At 59.8% G+C, this 19,472-nt stretch carries 16 protein-coding genes and 1 pseudogene; 8 read left to right on the top strand and 9 right to left on the bottom strand.

Going from position 1 to position 19,472, the window contains the following annotated elements; translation table 11 throughout:
* Positions 1–283: pseudogene (locus DK391_RS35785) on the top strand (MFS transporter); the annotation flags it as partial.
* A gap of 21 nt (positions 284–304) precedes the next feature.
* On the top strand, positions 305–1,393 hold the full coding sequence (locus DK391_RS35780) for a nitronate monooxygenase family protein (RefSeq protein ID WP_109482728.1): 1,089 nt from the start codon (positions 305–307) through the stop codon (positions 1,391–1,393).
* Between the two features lie 86 nt (positions 1,394–1,479).
* Here the strand turns inward: DK391_RS35780 and DK391_RS35775 are convergent, their stop codons facing one another.
* The 3 genes from DK391_RS35775 to DK391_RS35765 form a co-directional block, all read right to left on the bottom strand.
* Entirely contained in the window at positions 1,480–2,193 is a 714-nt protein-coding gene (locus tag DK391_RS35775) for an SDR family oxidoreductase (protein WP_109482727.1), read from the bottom strand.
* Between the two features lie 103 nt (positions 2,194–2,296).
* Positions 2,297–2,854, bottom strand: a complete 558-nt coding sequence (locus tag DK391_RS35770) for an ester cyclase (RefSeq protein ID WP_109482726.1) — start codon at positions 2,852–2,854, stop codon at positions 2,297–2,299.
* Positions 2,855–2,903: 49 nt separating this feature from the next.
* Positions 2,904–3,392, bottom strand: coding sequence for a DUF3331 domain-containing protein (locus tag DK391_RS35765; RefSeq protein ID WP_109482725.1), 489 nt, complete (start codon positions 3,390–3,392; stop codon positions 2,904–2,906).
* A gap of 389 nt (positions 3,393–3,781) precedes the next feature.
* Between DK391_RS35765 and DK391_RS35760 the strand changes: the two genes are divergently transcribed.
* Together DK391_RS35760 and DK391_RS35755 are read left to right on the top strand one after the other, a co-directional pair.
* Entirely contained in the window at positions 3,782–4,159 is a 378-nt protein-coding gene (locus DK391_RS35760) for a response regulator (RefSeq protein WP_109482724.1), read from the top strand.
* A 231-nt stretch (positions 4,160–4,390) separates the two neighbouring features.
* Positions 4,391–6,904, top strand: coding sequence for an MFS transporter (locus tag DK391_RS35755; protein ID WP_109482723.1), 2,514 nt, complete (start codon positions 4,391–4,393; stop codon positions 6,902–6,904).
* 29 nt (positions 6,905–6,933) lie between these two features.
* Here the strand turns inward: DK391_RS35755 and DK391_RS35750 are convergent, their stop codons facing one another.
* The gene (locus DK391_RS35750; protein ID WP_109482722.1) at positions 6,934–8,565 is read right to left on the bottom strand and encodes an MFS transporter; all 1,632 of its coding nucleotides are present in this window, start codon (positions 8,563–8,565) and stop codon (positions 6,934–6,936) included.
* A 397-nt stretch (positions 8,566–8,962) separates the two neighbouring features.
* On the opposite strand from DK391_RS35750, the gene DK391_RS35745 reads away from it, so the two are divergent.
* The gene (locus DK391_RS35745) at positions 8,963–10,555 is read left to right on the top strand and encodes a serine hydrolase (RefSeq protein WP_109482721.1); all 1,593 of its coding nucleotides are present in this window, start codon (positions 8,963–8,965) and stop codon (positions 10,553–10,555) included.
* A gap of 62 nt (positions 10,556–10,617) precedes the next feature.
* Positions 10,618–11,424 (top strand): transcriptional initiation protein Tat, encoded by an 807-nt coding sequence (locus DK391_RS35740; protein WP_162601006.1) that lies wholly within the window; start codon positions 10,618–10,620, stop codon positions 11,422–11,424.
* Positions 11,425–11,446: 22 nt separating this feature from the next.
* Here DK391_RS35740 and DK391_RS35735 read toward each other — a convergent pair whose 3' ends face one another.
* Entirely contained in the window at positions 11,447–12,115 is a 669-nt protein-coding gene (locus DK391_RS35735) for a response regulator transcription factor (RefSeq protein ID WP_109482719.1), read from the bottom strand.
* A 436-nt stretch (positions 12,116–12,551) separates the two neighbouring features.
* Positions 12,552–13,175, bottom strand: coding sequence for a LysE family translocator (locus DK391_RS35730; RefSeq protein WP_109482718.1), 624 nt, complete (start codon positions 13,173–13,175; stop codon positions 12,552–12,554).
* A 293-nt stretch (positions 13,176–13,468) separates the two neighbouring features.
* On the opposite strand from DK391_RS35730, the gene DK391_RS35725 reads away from it, so the two are divergent.
* Positions 13,469–14,692 carry an MFS transporter gene (locus DK391_RS35725; protein WP_109482717.1) on the top strand — a complete coding sequence of 408 codons (1,224 nt, stop codon included), beginning with the start codon at positions 13,469–13,471 and terminating at the stop codon, positions 14,690–14,692.
* A gap of 91 nt (positions 14,693–14,783) precedes the next feature.
* Here DK391_RS35725 and DK391_RS35720 read toward each other — a convergent pair whose 3' ends face one another.
* Entirely contained in the window at positions 14,784–15,164 is a 381-nt protein-coding gene (locus tag DK391_RS35720; RefSeq protein WP_204117502.1) for a helix-turn-helix domain-containing protein, read from the bottom strand.
* 105 nt (positions 15,165–15,269) lie between these two features.
* On the opposite strand from DK391_RS35720, the gene DK391_RS35715 reads away from it, so the two are divergent.
* Complete coding sequence (locus DK391_RS35715) at positions 15,270–16,355, top strand: Gfo/Idh/MocA family oxidoreductase (protein ID WP_109482715.1); 1,086 nt, start codon at positions 15,270–15,272, stop codon at positions 16,353–16,355.
* 791 nt (positions 16,356–17,146) lie between these two features.
* Here DK391_RS35715 and DK391_RS35710 read toward each other — a convergent pair.
* Complete coding sequence (locus DK391_RS35710; RefSeq protein WP_109482714.1) at positions 17,147–17,806, bottom strand: alanyl-tRNA editing protein; 660 nt, start codon at positions 17,804–17,806, stop codon at positions 17,147–17,149.
* 777 nt (positions 17,807–18,583) lie between these two features.
* Complete coding sequence (locus tag DK391_RS35705) at positions 18,584–19,396, bottom strand: hypothetical protein (RefSeq protein ID WP_109482713.1); 813 nt, start codon at positions 19,394–19,396, stop codon at positions 18,584–18,586.
* Positions 19,397–19,472 lie beyond the last annotated feature (76 nt).

The raw sequence follows: 19,472 nt of genomic DNA, 5'->3' as shown, positions 1-19,472 counted from the left end.
GGCGTTGGGTGGCTTGACGGTTGCATCGGCGGGCATTCTGTCGGCGTTGCCCCTGTTCTGGAGTTTGCCGACCGAAAGAATGCAGGGAGCAACGGCAGCAGCAGGTATCGCGCTGATCAATTCGATCGGCAATCTCTCGGGATTCGTGAGTCCCTTCGCGATTGGCTGGCTGACCGATATGACACAGCGGTCGAGCAGCGGCGTGTCGATGCTGGCCGTTGGCGCGATCATCGCAGGGTTGTTGACACTCGGCTATCGGCGCCGCGAGCAGCAAGCTCACTGACGTCATGTCGACGGGGTGTATATGAGCGCATGGGACGACAACCGTATCCTCGATCTGTTCGGTATCGATATGCCAATTGTGCTCGCACCGATGGCAGGCGCAGGTGGCGCACCGCTCGCGATTGCCGTTGCACAGGCGGGCGGGCTCGGCTCGCTGCCATGTGCGATGCTCAGTGTCGACGACGCACATGCCGCCGTCGCGCTGTTTCGCGAAAGTACCGCGCGGCCTGTCACCCTGAATTTCTTTTGTCACACACGCACGATTGACGATACACGCGCGACGTCGGCATGGCGCGCTCAGTTGCATCATTACTTCGACGAACTGGGGCTGGACGCGGACAATACCCCGCAACCGGTTCCACCCATACGCGCGTTCGATGTCCAATATTGCGAACTCATCGAGGAAGTGAGACCCGCAGTCGTCAGTTTCCATTTTGGTTTGCCGGATGCGTCGTTGACCGCGCGCGTGCATGCAGCGGGTGCGAAGATCATTGCGTCGGCTACGACAGTAACGGAGGCTCGCTGGTTGGCCGCGCGCGGCTGCGATGCGATCATCGCGCAAGGCGCGGAGGCGGGTGGGCATCGTGGTTCTTTCCTCGCACCCAGCGCGGTGGCGCAACAGGTCGGCACATTCGCACTGGTTCCGCAGATCGTCGACGCTGTCGATGTGCCCGTGATCGCCGCAGGCGGTGTGGGCGACGCGCGTGGCATTGCGGCGGCGCTGGCACTGGGCGCTTCGGGTGTGCAGATGGGTACGGCTTATCTGTCCTGTCCGGAAAGCACCTTGTCTCCCAGCTATCGTCAGGCGCTGAAAACCGTCCGCGACGACGCGACGGCGTTGACCAATGTGCTCACGGGGCGGCCTGCACGCGCAATCGTCAATCGCGTCGTGGCTGAGTTAGGTGCGATTGCGGAGCACGCGCCAGGCTTTCCTGATGCGGCGGCTGCGCTTGCCGTGTTGCGGTCGAAAGCGGAGTCGCTTGGTTCGAGTGATTTTTCTTCGTTCTGGGCGGGCCAGGCAGCGCCGCTCGCGCATGCGCTGCCGGCCGGCGAAGTGACGCGCCGGCTGGCTGCCGAGGCGTTGCGGCGGATCGGCTGTGGTGCGGCCTGATACGCGCGGTGGAAGCAATCACGACCAGTCCGCACAAACAGAAGAGCGCGTGGAGCCAGTCATGCAACGGCCACGTGCAGACGGCCTTATACGAGGGATGCCCCGCCATCGACCAGCACGGTTGAGCCGCTAGCGTACGGTGTGGACGCGAGATAGACGATCGCATTCGCGACGTCTTGCGGCTGTCCGACACGCTGGACAGGCAGGCGCGCGGCGGCGCCGTCGAACATACTCTGGCGCGCGTCGTTGCTTAACCGCGACCAGAGCGGCGTCGCGATGAGTCCCGGCGATACTGTGTTGACCCGCACGGGCGACAGTTCGAGTGCGAGTCCGCGAACGAGTGCCTCGAGCGCGGCATTGATCGCTCCTTGCAAAACGGAGGTTTTGCTGGGGCGTACGCTGAGAAAGCCGGACACGAATGTCAGCGATCCATCATCGCGAATGCGCGCCGCACGTGCAATGCGATAAGCGCCCCAGAACTTGCTGTTCATGGCCGCATAGGCGTCGGCGAGTGCGAGCTGCCGTACGGGACCGCCTGGCGTTTGCGCCGCGGAAATAACAACATGATCGAAAGGTTCGCTAGTGGCAAAGAACTTCTCGACAGCGGCTTCGTCCGTTGTATCGAGCGCTGTGGCCGTCACCGAAGGGCCGATCTGCGTCGCGACTGCATCGAGCTTCACGCGATCGCGCGCCGCAATCGTGACGCGCGCGTCGAGCGCCGCAAAAGCCTGGGCTGTCGCGGCACCGATGCCCGAACTACCACCTACGATCAATACTGCTTTCGACTCGAACGTGCTCATCGTGCGGCTCCTTGGGAATAAGCGGGCAAACGGGCTGTTTCGGCGGCGAGGCGCCGCATGGCTTACGCGGTATGGATCACCCGGGACATCGCGGCGGGTGAACTTATCGTGCGACGACACCCAGTTGTTGCAGAAAGGTCAGGTTGTCTTCGAGATGCCAGTTGTCTGCGATGCGACCTTTTTCGACACGGTAGATGTCCGTGGCGATGAAGTCGATCGGCTGGCCTTGCCCTTGGACGTTATTGAAATGGCCTGTGAAATGGCCTGTAAAGCGAAGGTGGGCGATGACCCTGTCGCGCGATACGATCATATGTTCGATGTCGCAGTGCATGTCGGGAACCGCCCCCCGTACGAACTTCGAAGCGGCAAGCGGACCGGCAATACCTTGCGACCGTCCCGGCGGTAGCGTCCGGTCGGTGAATCCGGGGGCTAGCGCGGCGTGTACCGGGGCTTCGTCACCCGTACTCCAGAAGGTGTCGTAACGTCGAGCGGCGAGGACTTCCGCGTCCACGATTGCCTTCGGCAAACTTGCGTCTACCACGAGCGCATGTGGCTGGACCAACGCTTCGCCGGCTGCAAACGCAGGCGCGAAAGCGGAACTATCCGAAACCAGCAGCGCAATGGCGCTGCGGCATACGCGAGACGGATCGAGAGAGGACATAACTGCACCTTTGATAGTAGTCGGACTTGTTGCATCGCGCGATGAAAAATCAGGCGCGCGACGCAGGAACAGGCTTCGTCTTTCGATCACACGGAGGAAGGTGTTCGAAAGCGGCAAGGTGTGCCATTGCATTCGCGTTGATAGGCTTGTCGGAGCCGCATTTACGTGGCCGGTAGATTGCATCGCCCGCTTCGATGCGACGTCCGGTCATGACACATACGCCGCCCGTGCGCGCGATCCCTTTGACCCAGATCTGGTCGCCATAGTGGCAGGAGGTGGAGCACCAGCGTAGCGCAATGGTTTTCTCGGATAACCGTTCGAGCACGGTGATGACAGGCGTACCGTTTTGCGCGCGCACGATGTGGCGGGGACTGTGAGCAGCGCGCCGTTCGTTGTCGTCGCAGTGCGCACAGAGCTGATCGAGCAGGACGAGTGTTTCGCGCCACGGGTCGCGTCTCGACGCGCGCCGGCTTCTTCGAATGGTATCGACCTGCGCACACGTGGAGAGCCTGGCAAGCGGCGAGTCGGGAGCATTCATCTTGACCTCGATAGAAAGGACAGAAGACAGATTCGGGCGAAAGCGTTAAGTTGAGGATAGCGAAGATACGCGTACCGGCAACTGGACGAAAGAATAGGGTTGCCCATCCGCGCAGATGCTCTGCAAACGCTGTCTCATTGCATGGCAGACGGAAACTATGACCACGGGAGCATGTGCGCGGAGCCGTGCTTGCACGCCTGGCGGGCCGCGCGTTCCTTGCACGCGATGCACGGCTGCGTCGCCGTTGACAGAGGCCTCGAACCGCCATGCGAGCACGACCCATACCTAAGTATGCTTTGCGCGACTGACGCATTTCGCTAGTCTGATGGTATAGCTCGCGCATCAGGCCGCTGTGGCTGGGACTTTTCCACTTACCTCAGGGCGGTAGTGTGCAAACAGATACAAATCAGGTAGTGGTGGTAGTCGACGATGACGACGCAGTACGCGAAGCGACAGCCGGTCTCGTCCGCTCATTCGGTTGGGCCGTGCGGACCTATGCGTCGGGCGTCGAGTTTCTGCAGCGGGATGCGTTGGACGATATCGGTTGTCTGATTTCCGACGTGCGGATGCAGGCACTTTCCGGTATCGAGATGCATGACCAGTTGCTCGCACGCGGCTATACCATTCCGACGCTGTTCATTACGGCATTTTCGACGCCCGATCTGAAGGCCAAGCTCAGTTCCAGAGGCGTGCTGGCGATACTCGACAAGCCACTCGACGCGACATCGATCGTCGACTGGTTGAGCGTGACGCTTGACCGGCCATGAAGCAGCCCGCGAGCGTTGCGAAGGAAACCTGGCCGATCCAGCATGGCTTCGAGAGCCGCAATCGTAGGGCGCGGACTCCGCGATCAATGCGACGGTTCCGGCGGCCTATACTGCGAAAACTCGAACGCGGCGCAGGTCGTGCCTGCATGGCAAGTCGCGCGCCCGATTATGGCGATGCAATGCGTGCCGGGAAGACTCCAACAGCGTAGGTAAAACCACCAGGGCGGCAGCGTGAATGAAGCAACGGTCTATCGGCAGGAAGCGACGTGGCGCATCCGGCTCGCAAGCGTGGTCGGCACGACCGTCGAGTTCTACGACTTCTACATCTTCGCCACCGCCGCGACGCAGATATTCGGGCAGCTGTTTTTCTCCCGGTCTACGCCCGCCAATCAACTGCTTGCGGCATACGGCACGTTCGGCATCGCGTTTCTGGCTCGCCCCCTCGGCGGCGCGGTGTTCGGGCATGTCGGTGACCGCATCGGCCGCAAGACGAGTCTCGTGATTTCGCTGCTGCTGATGGGCGGTCCGACTGCCTTGACAGGACTGTTGCCGACTTATGACGCAGTGGGCTGGATCGCGCCCGTGATGCTTTGCATATTGCGCTTCGGCCAGGGCCTCGCGATCGGCGGTGAATGGGCTGGAGCGGCGCTGATGGCCGTCGAGAGCGCACCGCCCGGCTGGCGTGGCCGCTTCGGCATGTTCGCGCCGCTCGGCGTGCCGTTCGGCTATATGTTCGCCAACGGACTCCTGCTCGTACTGAGCGTTTGTCTGACGCCTGACCAGTTCCGCGACTGGGGATGGCGGATCGCGTTCATCCTTAGCGCCCCGCTCGTGTGGTTCGGTCTGTGGATTCGTATCCATCTGACGGAAACCCCGGTTTTTTCTGCGGCCATCGCGAAAGCGAAGCCCGCACGCGTGCCGCTCGTCGAAGTGATCCGTAGCCACTTTGGACAGGTCGTGGTCGGCGCGCTGGGCGCCGTGTCGTGCTTCGCGATCTACTACATTGCGACGGTGTTTGCGCTCGGTTATGGCACGGCCGTCATTGGTATCCCGTTGAATGCTTTCCTTGTTGCCGAACTCGGCGCACATGTCTTCATGATCGGGGGCGTCGTGCTGGCGGGCTGGCGGTCGGACCGCTGGAACCCATCGCGCGTACTGACCTATGGATTCCTCGGCACAATGGCCTGTGGCTTTCTGCTTCCCGCGATGCTGGCCAGCCATTCGCTTTTCGTGGTGTTTGTGTTTCTTTCGCTAGCCCTGTTCGTGATGGGTTTCAACAATGGCCCGCTGGGTGCATGGCTGCCTGGTCTGTTCCCTGCGCGCGTGCGATATTCGGGCGTATCGGCGGCGTTCAATATCGGCGGGATCATCGGCGGTGCGCTGACGCCACTGATTGCGCAAACCCTCGCGGCGCGCGCGGGCCTCGTGCCCGTAGGTCTGTATCTCGCCTTCGGCGGGCTGGTCAGTCTCGTTGCACTCGACATCAGTGCGCGGCGTGAAGCGCATCGTGCGCTATCGCGCAGCGAGGCCCGCTACCGGACGATGTTCGAACAGACACACGTGTCGATGACGGAAGTCGATCTTTCGCCCGCCCGCAGCATGCTTGCGCGCCTGCAGGAACTCGGCGTGACCGATCTGCAGGCGCAGATGCGTGATGACCCGGGACTCGTGGCCGCATGCGCGCGCCGCATCCAGGTGACCAACGCGAATGACGCCGCGATGCGGCTGCTTGAATGCGATTCACGCGATCAGGTGCTGGGGCCAATCGCGCGCTTCATGCCGCCTGGTGACGATGCGCTAACGTACGTGCTGTCTGCGATGTGGAGTGGGACATCCCGCTTCGAGCGCGAAGTGCAGTTGCGCACCCGCACGGGCCGGCCCGTCACGTTGTTGCTGATCGTCGCGTTGCCGGAAGACGAGGGCGCGTCGGACCGCGTGGTGTTCGCGATGGTCGACATCACGGCGCGCGAGCGGGCGCGCGACAGCCTCATCGCCGCGCGCGAGGAACTCGCTCGCGCTGGACGGGCGACCGCGGTGGGTGCAGTATCGGCGTCGATCGCGCACGAACTCAAGCAGCCGCTCGGCGCCCTGGCGATCGATGCGCAAGGCTGCATGCGCTGGCTCACGACAGATCCGCCGAATCTCGATGAAGCGAAAGCGGCTGCGCAGCGCACCGTGAAGCAGGTCATCCGTGCGGCGGAGATCGTCGACCGTACGCGCAGTCATCTCACCCGCAGTCGGCGCCCGCTCGAATCGGTGCATCTTGCGGCTGTCGTGCACGACGTGGCGGCGCTGTTCGAGCGTGAGTTGACTGGCGAGGGCATCGTGCTGCGGATCGATGCGCAGGCTGACGCCGCACCCGTTGCCGCCGACGAAATCGAAATGCAGCAGGTGCTGGCCAATATCCTGACCAATGGCATTCGCGCGAGCTGCCATGCTGCGCCGGCACGCCGCGAACTCACGATCCGGATTGCCGACGATGCGTCCGGTTGGGTTCGTCTCAGCGTACGCGACACCGGCGCGGGAATCGCCGATGAGCATCTTGCGTGCATTTTCGAGCCGTTCTTCACGCCGCGGCCCGACGGCATGGGAATGGGCCTCGCTATCTGCCGCTCGATGGTGGAAGTGCACGGTGGCTCGCTCGCCGCGCACAATCATCCCGAAGGCGGCGCGGTGTTCGAAATCCGTCTTCCGCCGCTGCGTGCTGCGGTGCCGCTGCGTCCCGCATCGGGCGAAGCCGCGTGAGCGCGTGTCGCTGTCATCCCGCTCGCCTGTCAGGCCGATGACTCACCGTCGCGCGCATGCGCGACACAGACAGGCGGCACGAACCACGCGAGACACAGACCGGCCAGCATCGCGAGTGCTGCCAGCGCCAGGCCGACATGAATCGATGAGACGAGCGCCTCGCGTGCCGCGTGCATCATCCTGTTGCCGGAATGGCCCTGACTGACGATGCGCGCGATCAGCGCGGCCTGCTCGTTGTGATCCACGAGTACGGAAGGGCTGGCGAACGATTTGAACCATTGCGTTGCCTGCCAGTTGTCCAGCGATCGGTACACGGCGCTCGTGTACAGGTGACCCATCAGCGCGCCCGTCAGCATCGTACCCAGCATGCCGCCAAGCGTGCGCAACGACTGGACGAGTGCAGTCGCGGCACCCAGTTGATCACGTCCGACGATCTGCTGCGAGCACAGCGTGAGGCTCGTACCAACGATGCCGAGCCCCAGTCCGCAGACGCCCATGCATAGCATCCAGACGAGATGAGGCTCCGTTCCATCGAGCAGCAGCACACTCAGGCTGGCCAGTGAACAGATCGCGAAGCCTGCGTGGATGACCGTGTTGGCGCGCGGAATGCGCGTGATGATCCGGTTGTTCAGCATGCTGCCCGCGCTCGTGCCGAGCAGCAATGGCGTCACCAGCGTGCCGGAAGACCGCGGCGACATCGCCAGACCGCCCTGGAACAGCAAGGGTACGTAGAACACCAGTGAAAACAGTGCGAAGCCACCCAGCAACGACATGACGAACAGGGCCGCCAGTCGGGCGTCGAGCAGCATGTCGAGCGGAAGAACCGGGTGGCGGATCCTGCGCTCCCAGACACATAGCGACACCAGACATGCGAGCGCGATAACCGCAAGGCTCAGTGTGACGAACGAGAGTCCGTTCTGTCCCGCGTGGTCGATCAATACATGTAACGCGCAGAACGCGGCTGTCAGCAGCAGCGCGCCGATCCAGTCGAGACGCGCCCGCGCCGCCGAACGGGCTGGTCGCAGATGCGGAACGAAACACGCCACGCACAGAAGCGAGATTGCACCAACGGGCAGATTCAGGACGAACACGAGCCGCCAGCCACCATATTGCGTGAGCAACCCGCCGAGTGTCGGACCGACCGCATTGGTCACGACGAACGCGGATGACACGAACACCAGCCAGCGGATACGCAGCCTCGGATCGGGAAACAGGTCCGCGACCGCGGCGAAGAGCGTGCCGATCAGAATGCCGCCGCCGATGCCCTGCAAGCCGCGCGCGAGCACGAGAAAAAGCATGCTGCTGGCGATGCCGCATAGCGCCGACGCAACCATGAAGAGTCCGATGGCGATGAGCAGAAAGGGCTTGCGTCCGAAGGTGTCGCCGAGCCTGCCGACGATAGGAATCGTCACCACGGAAGCCAGCATGTACGAGGTCGCGACCCACGCGTACAGATCGAAGCCTTTGAGCTCGGCGACGATACGTGGCAATGCCGTGCCGACGATCGTCTGGTCGAGACCGACCAGCATGGCTGCGCATGCCATGCCGAGCATGGCCATCAGGGAGCGTTTGAACGACAGTCTTCGTCCGCTCGAATCGAACGCGGGTTTGTGGCTCGCGTCGAGGACGTCGGCGCGAGCGGGTAACCATCGGATTGACATGAAATGGGGCCCTGTGAAATCAGGCGGGAAGTGCCCGGTGCAAGACAAGGGTAGGCCGCGCGATCGCACACTTCCATACTGCAAACGAATACGGCCTCTTCGCCATTCGACGTATCCACCCATACCTATGTATGTAAAGCACGCTTGCGGTTTCAACTGCGCAAGACACGCGACCGGCGAAATTGAAGCATGTCGCATCGGACGGTTATCGACGAATGGATAGTACCGATGCCTGAAGGTAGAGGAAGAGATGTCCGAATGGGCAATAGAGTTTGATGGACCGCACTCCTATTGTTGATCGCATCTGTCACCCCTTCGACGCTGCGCGACATGGAGAGCGCGATGTCATCGTTGATGGCGTGGCGGATCGAACAATTCTTCACATGGAGCAGACGAAATGAACAGATATGGTTCGATCGCGCGGAGCGCTGTGATCTCCGCAACGATAGCGTTAAGCGTTGTCGCGTCGGCGGCACATGCGGCACGTGGTGACGCGCGGCTCGAGTACTACGGGCAAAGCATCGACTCGATGATTGCCGACTTCATGAAAGAGAAGCACATCTCCGGCGTTACCCTGGCGATTGTCGAAGCTCCCTATATTCCGCGCGTTGCGGGCTATGGCGAAAGCGACACGACGAAGAAACTGCTCGCTTCGCAAGGAACGATGTGGAACATCGGTCCAATCACACAGGGCTATACCGCCGTGGCCGTGATGCAACTGGTCGAGGCTGGAAAAATGGATCTGCATGCGCCCATCTCGACATATGTAGACGATCTGCCCGCGGCGTGGCGCGCGCTTACGATCATGCAACTGCTTCAGCACGCAACCGGTCTTGCCGATTACCGGCATGCAGCAGCGTTCGATGCGTCGCGCGATTACACACCTCGCCAGTTGCTCGCGTCCGTGCGCGACGCGAAACCTGCGTTCAAACCCGGCACCCAGGTGTCGCAGAGCGCGACGAACTTCCTGCTGCTAGGTCTCGCGATCGAACGGGCAAGCGGCATGAGCTATCACGACTTCATCTGGAGCGGACAGATCAAGCCGCTTGGACTTAGGCACACCATGTTCGCCGAAGACTTCGACCAGCACGCGGCGATCGATCCCGTCGAACAGAACGGCATGCGACATCATCTGTTCACGACCGACGGGCGCTATATCAACCCCGTCGAACCTGCGGCCGGCTATCGCCTGACAGGCGGCAAGCTGGTCGACGTGCCGCGCAATACGTCGTCGAGTCTGTTCGCGTTCGGTTCGTTGTGGGCATCAGCAGAGGATGTCAGCACGTGGGATATCGCGCTGGCCGGCAACGAAGTCATTCACGATGCAGCCCATCGCGATCTCGTCTACAAGCCGACGCATCTGGATAACGGCACGGTCGTGCCCGCGATGGCTGGATGGCAGTTCACGAAGCACAAGGGTTTCATGGACATCAAAGGGACGGTGCCTGGATACAGTGCGTATCTAAGCCGCTTTACCGATCCCGACGAACTGGTTTGCGTAACGCTACTCGCCAACACGGAGAACGTGGATTTCACCGATCTCGCGCGGCGTATCGCGGCGGCGTATGACGCGCGGCTCGGCTCGGGCACCGACCCCGCGCAGACGGAATCGTATGAAAGCGTGTTCGACGTGCAGGAGACGATGCGCCGCCTCAACGAGAACATCAAGGCAACGGGGGCGCAGATATTCGCGCATTACGATCATGCACTCAACGCGCAGCAGGCGAAACTCGATCTGCGGCCCACACAGGTGGTCGTGTTCGGCAATCCCATAGCAGGTACGAAGCTGATGCAGGACCAGCAGTCCATCGCGAGTGCGCTACCAATCCGGGTTTCGGTATGGGAGGACGAGCGTGGCCGTACCTGGATCAGCTACGACAACTTCGAGCGCTATGCGTCGCGCTACGGCCTGCACGATATGCGCGCGCTCGAAGCGATCCGGACCGGCGTGGCCGAGATCGTGCGCAAATCCGCGAGCGTCTATCAATAGCGTGCAACACACACTGCACCATCCCAACAAGCGACATCTCCATCATGTCAGGAGGCAATGAAATGCCCCATTCCATCACTACGCTCACGCGTCGGTCGATGCTGCAACAGGCTGCGCTCTTCACGCTTTCGCTTGCGTCGGCGGCTGCGCCCAGGCGCGCACTGGCCAACGAACCGGGCAACGACGTATTTTCATCGGCGCAGGACGGGGCGACCCGCTTGCGCGAACTAGGCGAGCGGCTCGCCGCGATTGAGCGCCGCCGCGACTTCGACGAGGTGCCATTCATGCTCACGAGCGCGCAGTACTGGGACAAGGACGCAGCGGCGCAGGTGCTGTCCTATCGGTATCGCGCGCGCCAGGTGTGGGAGAACACGGATATCGCCGGGCCGTGGCCCGGACTGATGCGCGAGGCGATGAACGGTCAGGTCTTCGCGCACGACAATCCGGATTTCCTGGCGGTGTCGGCGACGCAGGGTCTGGCCCATCTCGCGTTATTCTCACAGCCGATGTGGGATAAATACGCGCTCGCCACGCTGGCTGGTCCAAAGTTCGCCATGAACTCACTGATCGCCGAAAAGCCCGGTGTGTCTCCCGACGACAAGCTCGAAGACGTGCAGGGTGTCTATGGGCCAATGAATAGCAATATCGTCTCGTTGCAACGGCGCGGCGCGGTGTTCATCGGCTGCCACGATTCGATTCATGCCATTGCCCGCACGCTGCAGACAGGCGCATTCGAGACGGCCCGTGCGGATCACATTGCCGCCGATCTGACCAACAACATGATCCCCGATGTCGTGCTGGTGCCGAGCGTCGTCGCGTTCATGGTGGAAATGCAGCGACGCGGTTTCACTTATTCGAAAGGCGGTTGACGTTTCGCCGGGTCAGCCGCTGCTATTTTTTTCGCGGCGGCTGCACACCCAGCGTCTGCGCCATGCGGACCAGGTCAGCGACCGAGCGCGCTGTCATTTTCTTCATGACTTGTCCTCTATGCATCTTGACGGTGACTTCGCTCACGTTCATTTCGGAGGCAATCTGCTTGTTCATCAGGCCTGCCATGACGAATCCCAACACTTCGCGCTCGCGCGGCGTCAGCGATTCGTAGCAGCCGCGCGTCGAGGCGAGCGACTGTTCCGCTTGTATGCGCTCACGGTCTCGCGCGAGCGCATGGCCGACGGCGTCGAGCATGTCCTGATCGCGAAACGGCTTGGACAGAAAATCTTCGGCGCCAGCCTTCATTGCTCTGACCGTCATGGGGATGTCGCCGTATCCCGTGATGAAGACGATCGGCATGTGCAGTTGGTGGCGCGCCATCGCGTCCTGAACCTCGAGTCCGTTTTCGCCGCGCAACCGCACATCGAGAATGAGACAGCCGGGCACGCTCGGGCGTGCCGCCGCGAGAAAATCGCCGGACGTACCGTAGGCTTCCACGTCGAGACCGACCGAGCGCAGCAGGCCGCTTAGCGAGTCGCGCATGGCTTCGTCGTCGTCGACGACATACACCATCGAAAGCACGCTGGCGCGCGTACGCGCTTCAGTCGCCGGGTATCGATCGACAATCATGGCTGTCTCCGTACTGCGTCGATAGTGAGTTTGACGGGATAGCATTCCGGATTCTCGCGTGCCGCAGTTGAACTTTGCGATTCCTTGATCGCCTGCTTCAGTGCGGCCAATGCGGGAGCGTGGCGACGCCGCGCACCTTTCCGGATATTACTTACATATGGGTGACACTAATGATAAAAGATGCATTGCGGAACGGGGGGCAGACCAACCTGAAATCACCTTAAATATGCGCACAGCTTTGGTGCGCCTGGAGAGGGCGGTCTGAAAAGCGTTGCAACCGTGCCGCGATGCGGACGGACGCGTGTCGGCGAGAGAAAGGCAGTCGTGCAGAACCTGTGACAGGTTCAGTTCGAATGAAGAAAGGGGAGATCGTAAAGCGGCGCGCGCCGTACTTGATCTGTGCCCGGCGCGATAGAGGGATCGAAAAAGCGCGCAATCACAAATGCGTACAGATGAGCTTGATCGCGAGAGCGAGGAATACCAGACTGGCGAAGCAGTTGAGTGTGTGCTGCGCACGGGGTGAGCGCATCAGTAGTTTCCCGCCGATACTCGAGAAACAGGCAATGAAACTGAATACGATGAGGCTGCTCGCGATGAAGATGATCCCAAGCACGGCGAGTTGCAGGGGGACGTCTCCGCGCTCCGTCATCACGAACTGTGGGAGAAACGCGAGGAAAAAGATAATGACCTTGGGGTTGCTGAGGTTCATGAAAAGGCCGCGCCGATAGAGGTGGGCTGCGTCGATACTTTCCGCATTGCTACTTTGCAGGCCAACTGGCGCACGCCATGCCTGCCACGCAAGATAGACGAGATAAAGGGCGCCGACGCTCTTGAGTGCCGTGAATGCCAGATTCGACGCAACCAGTAGTGCGCCCAATCCAATCGCAACAACGAATGTATGCACCAGCAGTCCCGTGCACAATCCCAATACGACGACCATGCCCGATCGGGCACCCCGAATCGCAGACTGAAGCAGCACGAAAATGTTGTCGGGACCAGGAGCCAGTCCGAGTACAAGCGAAATCCCGAAGAACGGCAATAAAGTGGATACGGGTAGCATCAAATCGCTCCTCTGGCTCGCGCGGCGCCGAATGAACCGTGTCCGCCTGATTGAATGTACAGATCGAATGCGCGGCCGGAAAGAAGACGTTCGGATTGGAATCCTCGACTTTCGGCGCCGCCTGGCTCTACCATGGGATGCATGTCGGCTGGATTCTCCTCAGAATGGCGAGTGAGGTGGATGTGTAAAGAAGATTGACAGCCAGCGTGACGGTGCATGAGACGACTGCGGCACGCACACTTCACGTTTTGCCAGAAAGAAAAACTGAATATCGAAAAGCCGGGAGACAGTGGATGAGCGGGGGTGCAAAACCGGATGGCCGGACCACGGCCCGATTCGTCAATGTGTGTGGGGCGGCGCTAGGTATGGCTGCAGGATTTTCGGCAGTCTTTATTTCGACCAATGGTGTCTTTGGCCCCGCGATCAGACATGAGTTTCATTGGGGACGAGCGCAGGCAAGCCAATCTTATGCAGCCTCGATGCTGGGTAGCGCGCTGATCAGTCCACTTATCGGGATGTGGATGGACCGCTTCGGGGTAAAGCGAGTGGTCCTCATATCCGCACTGGTTTTTGCGGCCGCACTGGCATGTCTCAGTCTGCAGGACGCGAATGAGTTGCGATGGCTCGCCCTCTCGCTGCTCATCGGCGTGTCGGGGGTGGGTACTTCCGCGCTCGGTTATCTTTCGATCCTGCCAAAAAGCTTCGACAGGCGACTAGGACTCGCGACTGGCGTGGCAATGGTCGGTCTGGGTGTCGGCACGATCGGTTTGCCCGTTCTGTCTGCGAAGATCATTGCCACATCCGGATGGCGTGTCGCATATCAGTTGCTGGCGGCGATTGCGTTGACAGGGGCGTTGACCGCTCATTTCATGCTGCGCGAAAGCGGAACGCCGAGATCGAAGCTTGAGCCAGAAGCGACGCATGTGCCTTCTGGCAACACGCTCCTGAGACAGAAAGCGGGGACAACAATCGTTATGTTCTTTGGGGTTCTGCTGGCTTCCTGTGCGGTGCTGTCACTCGGTCCACACCTTCCGGCGTTGCTGATGGATCGTGGGCTGACTGCATCGGACGCTGCAAAGAGTGCGTCACTGATTGGACTGGGCGTGCTGCTCGGCAGATTGAGTTGTGGCGTTGCCGTCGATCATATCCATGCACCGTTCGTGGCGTGTGCGTACTTCGCTTTCGGCGTGGCAGGATTCGTTTTCCTCGGACAATTGAACAGCTATGGTGGTGCATCGCTCGCTTCCATGTTTGTCGGGCTGGCGATCGGTGCGGAAGGGGATCTGCTTGCCTATATGGTCCGTGTGTACCTCGGTACACATCGATTCGGCCTGCTTTATGGACTCGTGTTCGCGGGCTACCCATTGGGTGCGATAATCGGTCCGGTTATGACGGGGCGATACTTCGACACATATCAGAACTATGTGTTGCCGCTATGGATAGCCCCCGCGTTGCTAATCGTGGCGAGTTTGCTGTTTCTGAGTCTTGGTCGCTATGCAAAGCCTGGCTTGCATTGAGATGATCGAGTTGAGTAGCGGGCGCAATACCTCACTCCCGTCCGATATAGCCAGCGGTCGCGGCCATGGCCCAGTTGAAAAGCGCAAAGACTCAATCGTTACCGTCGTTTCTCGCGTCGAAAGCTGCTTGTGCTGCACGGATGGTAGCGGCATGGTCACGAGTCCAGGCGTTCAAGGCATCAAATGGCGCATCCAGGGTGTGCCCAAGCAGTGTTATCGAATACTCGACGCCAGGCGGTGCGCCATCGATCAGGCGGCGCGCGACCAGGCCATTTCGTTCCAGCTGCCGGAGGCATTGCGTTAACGTCTTCTGCGAAATGCCGTCGATCTTACGACGCAGTGCATTGAAGCGTAACTTGCCGTCCTCCGCACTGCAGATCGCTCCCAATACGAGGATCGTCCAACGGTCTGCGATCTGATCAAGTAACAGACGATCAAACTCGCGACCGTTATTGACGCAGCCTTGTTTCATTGCAAAGGTTTCCTCTGGGTAACTAAGTGACATCAAAGTGCGTATTTTACGTTCAGGGTGAAGTTGCTACGATAGTATCTGATTGATACTCAGGTTGTTTGGGCAATGAAGACAATTGGTGTTGGTGTTATCGGGGCGAGTCCTCTGCGTCCCGGCTGGGCAGTGTTATCTCATCTGCCAGCCATTGCAGCGTTGCGCGCTTACGCATTGCGTGCCGTGGCCACTTCCAGCGAGGATTCGGCTCGCGCTGCGGCTGAGGCCTTCAAGGTTCCATCGTTCAGTGATCCTCATGCGTTGATCGAGCGGGAAGATGTGGACCTGGTTGTGGTGACGGTCAAGGTGCCGCAGCATCATCAACTGGTAGCGGTTGCCCTCTCAGCGGGGAAAATGGTCATGTGTGAATGGCCGCTTGGCGTGACGCTGGCCGAAACTCAGGCGCTGCAGCGTGATGCATACCGCGCGGGATTAAACACGCTGATCGGTCTGCAGGCACGTATGGCCCCGGCGATTCGCTATGCGCGCGATCTGGTAGCCCAAGGCTATGTGGGCGAAGTGTTGGCGACAACACTGGTTGGCTCTGGCATTGGCTGGGGGCCCGTAACTGACCAGGCACATGCTTACGTCTATGATGTTGCCAACGGCGCGACGACGTTATCGGTACCGACCATGCACGCACTGGACGCCATGACGTTTGTGCTGGGCGATCTGGCCGATGTACGCGCAACTGCGGCAGTGCGACGGCCCACCGTAGCGCTCGCTGACACGGGCAGCACGGTCTCCGTTAGCGCGCCTGACCATATTGCTATTGCGGCCAGGCTTGCTAGCGGAGCAGTGGCATCAGTCTTCTATCGCGGCGGCATATCACGCGGCGATAACTTCCGCTGGGAAATCAATGGCAGCGAGGGCGACCTTGTGCTGACCTCGCCGGTCGGTAATCTGCAGGTGCTAGATCCCGTTTTGTCAGGAGCGCAGGGCGGAGCCAGCATGGTAGAGACACTCACGGTCCCGCCTCAGTACGAACTGGCGCCCGAGGCACCGGAAGGGCCTGCGGCGAATGTCACACGTCTTTACTCTGCGTTTGCACAGGATCTCGCGCATGATACTCCCGGCGCACGAGCACCAGACTTTGCACATGCTGCCCGATTGCACAACTGGTTAGAAGCGATTGATGCGGCTGCGATTCGCGGGTAATCGGGAACCGCAATTCATCGGAGTAAGTCGTAACGCGTGCGATGCTGTTGTAGCAGTTGCGCCTCAGGATCTGCAGTGATCCCGTGACCCATATGAATGAAGCTACCCGCTCACTCATTGAAGTGAGCGCCACAGATAATATCTCAAGGCACCTGCCTTGATTCACAGGAGCGCCTGAACGTGACGGCGATATACGGTCCTTCGAATTCAAATTCAATTCCCAATCTGACAGAGCGTTCCGCTTCACAGCAAAATAGATTGTTCGGCACCTTTAGATCGGGAGCGTCAGCTGATGCGTCTACAAGTCCTGGTGTCACTGTCAATCTCTCAACAGGCATTAGCGCCCCGAGTCAGGATGTCTATACTGCCAACGGCAAAGCAACGGCTTTCGTTACGCTGAACTATTTCTCCTTCGGCAATTAACCTTCGCTGGGCAGTCCTTCAGGGCCGACTCGCCTTGAATACAATGTGTATCGCCCAGTTGGTCTGGTCGTCGATAGCACTACCAACCCGTACACAGTTAAAGCCACGGGTGAAAAGCTAACCCCGGATGCAGCGCAAAAATATGAATCGATTCTGCTCGATGTCACGAGACAGCGAATCGCAATTTATCAAAATGCCAGAAGCCAGGGTCTTGGCGACACTGAGATCCTGGCAGCGCTGCAAGCCTTCGATGAAACGCTTCCTGCCTCCTATCGTGCCTTGGTGGGGCCATGTGATATGACCGATCCTTCCACCCGATATAGTCTGGCAACACCCGATGAACTAAGGGGCGGTCCAGTTCAGACCATCTAGGCGCGTGTCACTACGTTGTAACTGATTCTCAACCGGGTGCCTCTGTTTCTTACAGCGAGCACCTCAACCTTGCTCAGTGCCGCGAGCGTCTGAAGGTGTACGCCGCCGCACGGAATTGCATCGTGGTGACGAATCTGGATGGCGCGATCGTTGAAAGGATCGCCGACGATCATCACCGGATGTGCAGTGGCGATCTCTTCCGCAAGCGCTGCATTGATTGCATCGATCGAAATATCGCCGGCCGGCACATCTCCGGTAAATTCGACTCTTGCTTCTCCTGGCCATTGGTGGCCGGCCAACGCGCGTAAAGCCGGATACAGCTTTGCGACTACGCAGGACAACAAATGCCCCGACGTATGGTAGGCCGCATTCAGATAGCGCCACGCGGCATCGACCTTCATCTCTATCTCCTGACCCGGGATCAGACCGTCGATCGTATCGACAACATGATTGACCTGCGTGCCGTCGTGAGCGACGTGGAGCACGTTTCTCGAACCCAACGTGCCACGGTCGGCCTTCTGGCCACCGCCTTGCGGATGAAAAAGGGTGCTGGTGAGACGCACGACGTGACCCAACGGCGAATCGGGAATCACTTCGGTGATGGTGGTGATGCCCTCTAGATTGAGTGAGTCAGACAGGTACAGTTTTTTCGTCATGGACAAACGGGGTCAGAGTGGATTGCCAACTGACGGATGATGTACATTCCGCGATCAATTTGTTGGCAGGGAAAGTTTTTACTGCTCCATAGTCTCGCATTGTGAACAGTTGCATGCGCAACAGTACCAATCGCGGAAGTGGCGTCCGCATAGACTAGCGGGAATACCTCGAACTTCACATGCTCGAACAGATCAACCACATGCTTGAACGGCTCATTCTGTTATACGAAAAGCCGGCATTCGGATCAATTCTATTGCCAAGGAGACGTTAGGCGAGCCCAACAACTATGGTTAAACACGCGATGATTGCACGCACGGATACCTTCAAAACAAGCTCTGGAAGCAGTCCTCGTATGCGCACGTCAGCAGGATAAGCTGGCGAATGATGTCTACGCGAACTGGATGAGGAACGGCGATGGGCGACGGGCAATAGTCACAATGCCGCAGCGAAGGCATGACTTGAGCGCGCTCGGCTAGGCAAGCGTGCCCCGCGACCGCACCTGATGCGAGAACTGATCGCGATCATTCGTAGCATCGTGGATGCCGCGGGACAGCATGGAGAAGAGGATGGCGACGCGCTTATCGCGCGGATTGAACGAGCCGTGTGGGGTTATCTGTCTAAGGTGGGCGATCCGGCATCGGGTGGACGGATCGAAGGGAGACCTGGAGCGTTTTGACGCGCAGAGAGGGTGGCGAGCAGAAGTCGTCTTCCGGCCAGGAAGGGACGGTCGCCAGTGCAATCGGCGAGCCGTTTGTGCGGTGGCTTCGGCTCCGACATCAGCCATTCGCGATTGGCGGGTAACCCCACGGGATAGATTGCAGATTTTTGATGGGAGGCAGTTGCGTGCGCCAAAACGACTGACCTTTTTCTTCGTCAAGCTGGTGGCACAACGCATAAACCACCACGTCAGCAAGTTGCAACAGCGGATCCTCAGTGGTAGTACTGATTCGTGGCGAAAACTGAAACACTGAACCTGGCGCGGCTCCGATGTCGGAAAAGCCCTGCAGCAGGTTGTGCGCCTGCCTACTGCCATTGCCAAAGAGTTTTGCTTGTGTCTTATCCGCCGAGACAACGATTTCCACGGCATTGAATCTCGACAACTTGCGATCAGCCCAGGGAACAATCATGGACGTTTGCGAGAGTAGGCTAATAAGCCCTTTGGGGTCGTGGTGGACCGCAAGGTCTATTGGATTCGCCTGTTGTTGATCAGATAGCGTTAACGTATCGCCCAGTTTTGCGGAGAACTCGCTAAGACGTGCGTGAGCGAACTTCACGTGTATGCCGTAGTTGTTCAGCAACAGCAAACAGCGAAGCACGGTGTTCTGCGCGTCTTCCCGCGTGAGACGGCCTAGCTCAGCCTTCTCCCGTTGATGAAATCCAAAGAGTACGCGGCAATGAAGCGGCGTGCTACGCGGTATCTTGAAGCCGTCCTTTATGCGATCTAGCTCCCGGGTGATTACCCCGATACGCGAGCGCCGCAGGCCGATCAGCACGTATCCGCAAATGTCGTTGAACTGGCAGTCGTCGCCGAAGGCTACATACGTCGAATCGGATACATTACCCACTTGAATGGTTTTCGTGTCTGTCATGCGATGGGCACCGTTCGAGGTTGATTACTTACGTCCGTCAGAGCCATCCAAGTTCCCTCATTGCTTGGTCGATCAC

This window comes from Paraburkholderia sp. C35 (assembly GCF_003121405.1).
In the GTDB taxonomy this organism is placed as follows: Bacteria; Pseudomonadota; Gammaproteobacteria; order Burkholderiales; family Burkholderiaceae; genus Paraburkholderia.
This window is presented reverse-complemented; position numbering and strand designations above follow the sequence as displayed.